The following is an 8692-nucleotide window of genomic DNA, read 5'->3' on the forward strand; positions in this document are numbered from 1 at the left end:
TACACAGGGATAAAAAGGAACCAATCCATGACCCATTCGCTCGAACCCATGCTCCGGCCGAAATCTGTCGCCATTATTGGGGCCTCAGATACACCGTCGCGTATTGGTGGCCGACCGATCCATTCTATGAAAACCTTGGGATACAAAGGGGATATATACCCCGTGAATCCGAAATGGGAGACCATTCAAGATCTGCCCGCGTTTGGTAAAATTCAAGAAGTCCCAAAAGGCGTGGATTGCGCCATTATAGCAGTTCCGGCAAAAATTGCTGTTCAATCAGTCCGTGATTGCGCGGACCATGGTGTAAAAAGCGCTGTGATGTTTACCTCTGGATTTGCGGAGCTCAGCGATGATGGGGCGAAAGCCCAGCGTGAAATCACGGGCATCGCTAAGGAAAGCGGTATGCGGCTGATTGGCCCAAATTGTCTGGGTGTTTTTAATGTGGACGCAGGTTGGTATGGAACTTTTACCAATGCACCAGGAATGTTGCGCTTGCCACCGGGGCCGATGGGGATTGTCAGTCAGAGTGGCGCATATGGCGCCCACGTATTTATGGTATCTCAATTGCGGGGTGTTGGTTCAAACTATTGGGTGACTACCGGAAACGAGTCTGATGTTGATGTTGCGGAAGTCATCGAATTTTACGCGCAAGCGCCAGATGTTAAAGTGATTCTCGCTTATGCAGAGGGTATGAAAGATGCCGACCGCATTTGCAGGGCGCTGGAAATTGCGCGAGATGCTGAGAAACCCGTGATATTTATGAAAGTTGGCAGTACAGATGTCGGCGCTCAAGCTGCCGCGTCGCATACAGCTTCACTTGCCGGAGCGGACGCAGTTTATGATGCTTTATTCAAACAGTACGGTGTTTATCGTGCGGAAACGACGGAAGAGTTCGTAGATGTCGCCTATGCTTGTCAGTATGGAAGATATCCAACGGGACGTAAGATCGACTTACAAACTATTTCCGGCGGAGTCGGTGTGCAGATGGCGGATGCATCTGTTAAATACGATCTGGATGTTGCGCCGTTACCAATTGCGACACAAAAGAAATTGAAGGAACTTATTCCGTTCGCAGGCGTGACTAACCCTGTCGACTTTACTGCACAAGCGTTAAATGATCCTAGTCTGATGGAAGCAAACATCAGTATGACGATTGATGAAGCGGATTTTGATGCCCATATCGTCTATATGGCGAGTGTTCCGGCGTCGCCATTCACGAAGGATATCTGCAAACAAATTTTTACGAATATCCGAGAAAAATACGCCGACGAGATCATGATGATGAGCATTATCGGGCCGGACGAAGTGGTATCTATTTATGAAGAGCTTGGTATCCCCTGCTATGAGGATCCGTCTCTTGCCGTTCGGGCGATGGCTTCATTAATGCATTTTGGTGAGGTCTTTGACAGGGGCCGTCCAGACGCACCGCCTGCGTTACCGTCGGGAGCGCTTCCTGCTCCAACTACTCCTATTGCAGAGCATGAAGCAAAACGAGTTCTAAACAGTATTGGCGTTCCGGTAACAACCGAAGATCTTGTGCAATCTAGCAAAGAAGCCGTAGCCGTTTGGCAAAAAATTGGCGGAAAAGTTGTCATGAAAATTGCATCGCCGGATATATTGCATAAAACAGAGATCGGCGGTGTTTTGTTAAGTCTGGATAGTGCGGAAGAAGTTGCCGCTGGCTATGATATTCTTATCGAGCGCGCGAAAACAGCGAAGCCAGATGCAAAAATTGATGGTGTAATCGTTGCTGAAATGGTGTCCGGCGGTGTCGAAACCGTTATGGGTGTCGTTTGTGATCCTGTTTTTGGTCCTGCTGTTATGTTCGGTCTTGGCGGAGTTTTTGTTGAAGTGTTGAAAGATGTGACATTCCGCCTTGCACCGTTTGGTGTTGACGAGGCTTATCGGATGATTGATGAAATTCAAGGCCGTGCCATGCTTGATGGCGTGAGAGGCGCCCCGCCTTCCGATATTGATGCCTTAGCTGAAGCTTTGTCGAAACTCTCAGTCTTCGCCGACGCAAATGCTGACACCATTGAAACAATTGATGTCAATCCGTTTATCGTTCTCCCGGAGGGGGCTGTTGCCGTAGATGCGTTGATCGTGCCGAAGGTGCAAATCTGATGAGGGCTTATGAAAAACTAAAAGTTGTTGATTTTACGCAAGTATTAGCGGGGCCGATTTGCACTCAAATGTTTGCGCTGCTCGGGGCAGATGTGGTCAAGATTGAAGCGCCAAAAAAAGGTGACCAACTACGAACAACGCTGACCGATCCAGAAATGGCGGCCAAACTTCTCTCTCCCGCATTTCTGACAGTAAATCTTGCCAAAAAAAGCCTCGCGCTAGATTTGAAATCGGAATCGGGACGGGAAGTTGCTTATAAGCTTGTTGATGATGCTGACGTGGTTGTTGAGAATTTCAGTCCAGGTGTCGCCAAAAAGCTCGGTATTGATTATGAAACGCTGAAAAAGCGGAAACCCGATCTGGTCTATTGTTCAATAAGCGGATATGGGCAAGTAGGACCAAGAAGTAAAGACAAGGCCTACGATTCTGCAATACAGGCCGCGTCAGGACTCTTTACGCTAAATGGCCATGAGGAAACGGGCCCGACACGTATCGGAATCATGGTAATTGATATGTTTACCGGAATTAATGCAGCGTTTGCTGTGTCTTCGGCAATTAACCGACGTCATGTTACGGGCGAGGGTCAGTATCTGGATGTCGCTATGTATGATAGCGCGCTTATGTTAGCTGCCGCGCAAATGGCAGATTTTATGGTGCGCGGCAATATTCCACCATTGCTTGGTAATGACTCGCCGACGCGGCAACCCACTGCTGGATGCTTCGAGACCCTAAACGGTAAAGTTTTGGTTGCGACTATTACGTCAGCTCAAAATGAAAGTGTGCTTGAGGCGATTGGATTGGCGCATTTATTGGAAGATCCTTTATATGCAACTTTCGAAGCCAGACAAGAGAATTTGGAATCAGGATTGGCGTTGGTTGGCGGCGCAATAAAAACGAAAACCACGGAAGACTGGCTTCAAATTATGAATGAAGCGGGTGTTGCTGTTCAAGAGGTAAGAACGTTACATGAGGCCGTCAAGGATCCACAATTGGAACATCGCGGCGTGATGGTCGATACCGGCAAGATTCAGGGTTTTGATGACGCATTGCGATTGGTTGGAGCGCCTTTTATCACCAATGTCGACGGCCCTATGACGGTGGCGGCCCCGCCAACTAAAGTGGGTCAGCATACAGCAGAGGTGCTTAGATCGCTCGGATATGCCGAGGATAAAATTGCCGAATTTCTTGCTGTAAACGGAGAGTAGTCCTATTACATATACTTGGTATTCATTTCCTTGCCGGAAACTTTAACTCTGGCAATATGTAAGGTTTCTTTTTGACACAGCATTCTAATTCAGACGACCCGATGTTCAACGTACCGCCCGCCACTATGTATATGGTCGCGGCTATTTTCATTGTTCATCTTTTAATGATGGTAACAACACAAGCGACAGAGAACTGGGTTCTGTTGAATTTTTCGTTTCGGCCAGCCGTTGTCACTGCCATTCTGGACAACCCGACCGTTCCAAATCTCTTTCATTTGTTTGTGACCCTGAACAGTCATATGTTTTTGCATCATGACTGGGCTCATATGGTGATCAATGCGGGGATGCTTCTTGCTTTCGGGACGATGGTCGAGCGCCACTTCGGACCGACCCGATTTCTTGTGTTGTATTTCCTTTCAGGGTGGTCCGGAGCAATAGCGGAGTATCTGATCGCGGAGCCAGGCCTTGATATATTTCTATATGGTGCCTCTGGCGGCGTCTTTGGTGCGATGGGGGCAACGGCGATCGTTCTATTGCCCCGTTATAAATGGCGAGGCGTTTTGATATTTGTTGCTGTCTTGATGGGCATCAACCTGCTTGTTGGGGCAACGGATCTCGGCACATTATTGGTGGGTCCGGGCGCCGGAATAGCATGGGCGGCTCACTGTGGAGGGTTTGCTGCCGGAATGTTATTGGCCTTTCTGTATACGAGAATAGGTAAAAATACACGGATTTGATCGCGGAAACGTTATTGAAATTGGCTGGTATGCTGACCAGACATTGGCTAATTATGTGGCAAGCCGTTCATGTATTGTTAAATGTAAGGAGAAAAACATGACCCTCGCACGCATTGGCCTTCATAGTTTTTTCGTTGCCGTTTTAGTCGCTCTTATGTCCTTTTCAACTTTGAGTACCGCTTCGGCCAAAAGCCTCTATTACAGCAGTTTGTTTGGAACAGCCGTAGAAGGGTATGACGTTGTTGCCTATTTCCGGCAAGGAAAACCAGTGGAGGGTACAGAGGATTTTAGTGTCGACTGGAAAGGAGCAACTTGGCAATTCTCCAGTGCAGAAAATAAAATGCTTTTCGAATCTGATCCAGAAAAATACGCTCCGCAGTTTGGGGGATATTGTGCATGGGCTGTTAGCCAAGGGTATACAGCATCAACTGTCCCTGAGGCCTGGAAGATCGTAGATGAAAAATTGTATTTAAATTATTCCAAAGGGGTGCAAAGCACCTGGGAACAAGATATTCCTGGCAACATAAAGCTGGCAGATACAAACTGGCCTAATATCAGTAAGGATTTCAAATAGGCCTGATATCGTGAAAATGAAAAGCACCCGGCTGCGGGGAAGCAATTGAACCAGGTGCTTTTCAGAAACCTGCCGTAGCAGTCTTTCGAGCTACACGATTAAGTGTCGCGCCGCCATATGGGGAATTCTTCATCTGTTGCAGGTTGATAGGTTACGGTCATCTCTGTAAAAGCTTTCAAGGAGCCCGTCAGATCCTCGCCACTTCGCAGTTCAAAAGCGTCGAAACCGCATCGCTGCATATAGAATAGCTGGTCATGGAGGACATCGCCCGTGGCTCTGATCTCACCTTTAAAGCCATATCTGTCCCGAAGCAGACGTGCCTGCGTGAAGGCTCGGCCATCTGCCATTTTCGGAAATTCCAGTACAACGAGATCCAGTCTTTCCAGATCATCCTTAATCAGCGCCACATCATCCGTATTCTTGAGGGAAACACCAAGTTTGCTATTGCGACCAAGCAACATATCTCTCGCGGCGACCCATTCCTCCAAAGGAACATAAATGTCACCCGTTGGCAAAGAATCTGAACTTTCAAGCCCGGTAAAAGGCATCCATTCGTCGTCAGCGGGCTTCCTGTCCTTGATATAGTTACCCATAGAGTTTTTCCTTAAACGGTGCTTGGCCGATCCGACGATACGTCGTAAGAAAAGTTTCTTCCGGGTCCTCGCGTTTATCGAGATAGACGGTTAAAACATCACTTATAGCATCAACAATCTGATCTGCTTCAAATGCGGGTCCAATGATCTTGCCGATAGAGGCGTCTTCGCGAGCGCTACCGCCAAGGGTCAGTTGATAGACCTCTGTGCCCTTTTTATTTACGCCGAGGATACCGATATTCGCCACATGATGGTGACCGCAGGCATTGATACAGCCGGATATATTAATACTCAGGTCACCCAAATCGTTGACGAAATCATAATCATCAAACCGATTGGTAATTTCCTGAGATATCGGAATAGAGCGAGCGGTTGCCAAGGCGCAGTAATCGAGCCCGGGGCAGGAGATAATATCCGTCACATGATTATAGTTTGGCGTTGCCAGATCCAAGTTTTTCAGCTCCAGCCAGAGAGCATACAGGTCTTTCACTTTTACGTCGGACAGAACAAGATTCTGACGATGAGTGGTCCGGATTTGGCTCAAGCTGTATTTGTCCGCCAAATCAGCGATTGCATCCATTTGATCGGCTGTCACATCGCCCGGGGGTTGATGCGCGGATTTCAAAGATAGATAAACGACGCGGTAACCCGATTGTTTGTGTAATTCTATGTTCTTATCAGCCCAACGTGCAAAATCAGGGTTTCCGAGAAGCTGGTTCTCAAATTCTCTATCCGTATCTGGCAATTCATCATAGTCTGGATCAGCAAAGAATGTTTTGATCCGGTCGATATCTTGTTCACGCAGATACAGGCCCGTAGCCTTAATCTTTTGCCATTCTTCTTCAACCAGCTCACGGAATTTTTCTTCGCCGGTTTCATGAACCAGAATTTTGATCCGGGCTTTATATAGGTTGTCGCGGCGGCCGAGCTGATTATACACACGTAAGATTGCTTCCAAGTAAGTCAGCATATCTTCTTTTGGCAGAAAATCACGAATCAACTTACCGATCATCGGTGTGCGGCCGAGGCCACCTCCAACGTAAATTTCGAAGCCTGTTTCATTCTCAGAGTTACTGACGAGGCGTAGACCAATATCATGAACGGCAACGGCCGCACGGTCGTGAATAGCCCCACTTACAGCAATTTTGAATTTGCGCGGTAGAAAATTGAATTCTGGATGAAAGGTTGACCATTGACGGATGAGTTCGCAATAGGGGCGAGGATCTTCAAGCTCATCACGTGCAACACCGGCAAGTGGATCTGAAGTTGTATTGCGAATGCAGTTTCCGCTGGTTTGAATAGCATGCATTTCGACAGCAGCCAGGTCATCCAGAATGTCCGGAACGTCTTCAAGTTGCGGCCAGTTGTATTGGATGTTTTGCCGGGTACTGAAATGGCCGTAGCCCTTGTCATATTTACGGGCAATATGGGCGAGTGTGCGCATTTGCTCCGCGGACAGCAAACCATAGGGAATAGCTACACGGAGCATGTAAGCGTGAAGTTGCAGATAAAGCCCGTTGCGAAGACGCTGTTGTTTGAACTCATCTTCGGACAATTGGCCTTTCAATCGCCGCTGAACTTGCCCGCGAAATTGCTCGACACGCTCCAGCAGCAGCTGATGGTCCTGCTCTGAATATTGATACATGGTAACCCTTAAATATTAGGCGGCTTGGCGGCCTGCGCGTACTGAGACGTCAGAAGCATTGTCCTGGGGTAAACTGACTGTCGGACCTGAGGCACGAATTTGTTCCCGCTTGGTAGCGGCAATCCACCCATTATCGGAATTAAGTACATCTATGGCATACGGTGCCACAATGATGTTTTCTTGTTCTGATTTCTCTGCGGCAACTTTGAGAGATTCTACAGTTTCATCATCCACGGCTGTTGCTCGTGCAATTTCAGACGTCCAGAAAGGAGAGCCATCTTCAAGACAAAGATACGCAACCAGACCTTCTTTTAAAAGCGACGCTGTGTAAACCTGTAATGCCATTTCTTCACTCCTTTGCGTTGTGATTGCCTCAGCAATTTTTCAACAACTGTTTTCATGTTTATAATTTAGGTATTATTTTTAATAACTCAAGATAAATGTGAATAAATTTTATATAACAGTAAAAATTTGTATTAATTTATGCCGGGTAGTGGTGCATCTCTGTTCGTATGAATGCCGCATTCTGTTTTATCTTGTCCTGCCCAACGGCCAGACCGATCGCTCTCTCCCGGCGCAACGCGTGATGTACACGGCATGCAGCCAATTGATTTAAAACCGTCAGCGACAAGCGGATGGGGCGGCAGATTCTTCGTAATAAACGCCTGCTTAATGTCAGCGGACGACCAGTCATAAAGCGGGTTCACTTTTATAAAATCGGTATCCGCTTCAATTGGCTGGAGCGAGTCGCGTGTTGAAGATTGGAAATTTTTACGTCCAGTAATCCAGCCTTTGTAACCTAAATTTCCCATATTTTTTAACTGTTTATCTAGAGGCAGAACTTTACGTAAGCTACAGCATTTGTCTGGATCAGTGGCAAACATCATGTCATTTGGGTCGAGACGTTGAAGAACGCCATCGTCTGGACGAATTACCCGAACATCTTCAAGGCCAAAATGATCAGTCAGTGACTTCTGATACCTGAGCGTTTCTCCAAACAGCCGTCTTGTATCGAGAAAAATGACAGGAATGGTGGTGTCTACCTGGGAAACAAGATCAAGTAATACCGCTGATTCTGCCCCGAAAGACGATGATAGCATAAGTTGCCCATTGAGCTCATTGCTGACCAATGCTTCTAAAAGCGCAACACCAGAAAGATGGCCATACTTGCCTCGCAATCGGGCGGCTTCTGATTCAGCGCTAAATTTTTCTGACAAAAAACTCATGATTCACCTGAGATCTACTACAACAATAAGTAACAGGTAGGAGGTATTGTCATTTATATCAAGGAAAATTGTATAAATATTTAATAACAAAATAAATTGTATAAATTAAATTCAGAGTTGATCTAATGAATCTAATATACGATAATCTGGTGTCAGGAGCAGGAAATGAATAGATATGCCTTAGTCCTAATCGTAGGTTCCTTTACTTTCTTCGTAACCTCGGTTATTGCGAATGACGTATCCACTTACAGAATTTCCAAAATTATCGATGGCCGACTTGTAACGGACGAAGGACTGGCTATTTCCCTTTATGGCCTTCAGTTCCCTGATTCTGCCGAAAACCCTGTTGAATTTAAGCAGGCAATTGACCAGCTGCAAGCGCTTGTTCTGCCTGGACAGGTAAGATTAGATGCTTCGCTTTTTAAAGAGATGGGCGCAGAGAAAAATCGATATGGCGATTGGCATGGAAAGATTGTGAATAATTCCGGGACATGGGTTCAAAAGGAGTTGGTCGAAAAAGGGTTTGTTTGGTGGAGCGGTGCTGCGAAGTATCCAAAGAAAATACGTGCTGCGTTGGTTGCTGCAGAA

9 protein-coding genes are annotated in these 8692 nt (G+C 46.8%); 5 read left to right on the forward strand and 4 right to left on the reverse strand.

Annotated elements, in window-relative coordinates; translation table 11 throughout:
* The first annotated feature begins 27 nt into the window (after positions 1-27).
* The 4 genes from V7723_RS08930 to V7723_RS08945 all read left to right on the forward strand — a co-directional run bounded on the left by V7723_RS08930 (position 28) and on the right by V7723_RS08945 (position 4640).
* Positions 28-2124, forward strand: coding sequence for an acetate--CoA ligase family protein (locus V7723_RS08930; protein ID WP_335684110.1), 2097 nt, complete (start codon positions 28-30; stop codon positions 2122-2124).
* The gene (locus tag V7723_RS08935; RefSeq protein WP_335684111.1) at positions 2124-3329 is read left to right on the forward strand and encodes a CaiB/BaiF CoA transferase family protein; all 1206 of its coding nucleotides are present in this window, start codon (positions 2124-2126) and stop codon (positions 3327-3329) included. Before V7723_RS08930 ends, V7723_RS08935 begins: the two co-directional genes overlap by 1 nt.
* Before the next feature lie 101 nt (positions 3330-3430).
* Positions 3431-4066: a rhomboid family intramembrane serine protease gene (locus tag V7723_RS08940; RefSeq protein WP_335684112.1), complete on the forward strand. Its 636-nt coding sequence runs from the start codon at positions 3431-3433 to the stop codon at positions 4064-4066.
* 97 nt (positions 4067-4163) lie between these two features.
* Complete coding sequence (locus V7723_RS08945; protein ID WP_335684113.1) at positions 4164-4640, forward strand: YHS domain-containing (seleno)protein; 477 nt, start codon at positions 4164-4166, stop codon at positions 4638-4640.
* 98 nt (positions 4641-4738) lie between these two features.
* Here the strand turns inward: V7723_RS08945 and V7723_RS08950 are convergent, their stop codons facing one another.
* The 4 genes from V7723_RS08950 to V7723_RS08965 all read right to left on the reverse strand — a co-directional run bounded on the left by V7723_RS08950 (position 4739) and on the right by V7723_RS08965 (position 8104).
* A complete protein-coding gene (locus tag V7723_RS08950) occupies positions 4739-5233 on the reverse strand; it encodes a DUF934 domain-containing protein (RefSeq protein ID WP_335684114.1) in 495 nt (164 codons plus the stop codon).
* Complete coding sequence (locus V7723_RS08955; protein ID WP_335684115.1) at positions 5226-6878, reverse strand: nitrite/sulfite reductase; 1653 nt, start codon at positions 6876-6878, stop codon at positions 5226-5228. Before V7723_RS08955 ends, V7723_RS08950 begins: the two co-directional genes overlap by 8 nt.
* A 15-nt stretch (positions 6879-6893) precedes the next feature.
* Complete coding sequence (locus V7723_RS08960; protein ID WP_335684116.1) at positions 6894-7223, reverse strand: DUF2849 domain-containing protein; 330 nt, start codon at positions 7221-7223, stop codon at positions 6894-6896.
* Positions 7224-7354: 131 nt separating this feature from the next.
* On the reverse strand, positions 7355-8104 hold the full coding sequence (locus V7723_RS08965) for a phosphoadenylyl-sulfate reductase (protein ID WP_335684117.1): 750 nt from the start codon (positions 8102-8104) through the stop codon (positions 7355-7357).
* A 165-nt stretch (positions 8105-8269) separates the two neighbouring features.
* Between V7723_RS08965 and V7723_RS08970 the strand changes: the two genes are divergently transcribed.
* On the forward strand, positions 8270-8692 hold a 423-nt coding region (locus V7723_RS08970), incomplete at its 3' end, for a hypothetical protein (RefSeq protein WP_335684118.1).

The sequence above is a fragment of the Sneathiella sp. genome (genome assembly GCF_036960985.1).
In the GTDB taxonomy this organism is placed as follows: Bacteria; Pseudomonadota; Alphaproteobacteria; order Sneathiellales; family Sneathiellaceae; genus Sneathiella.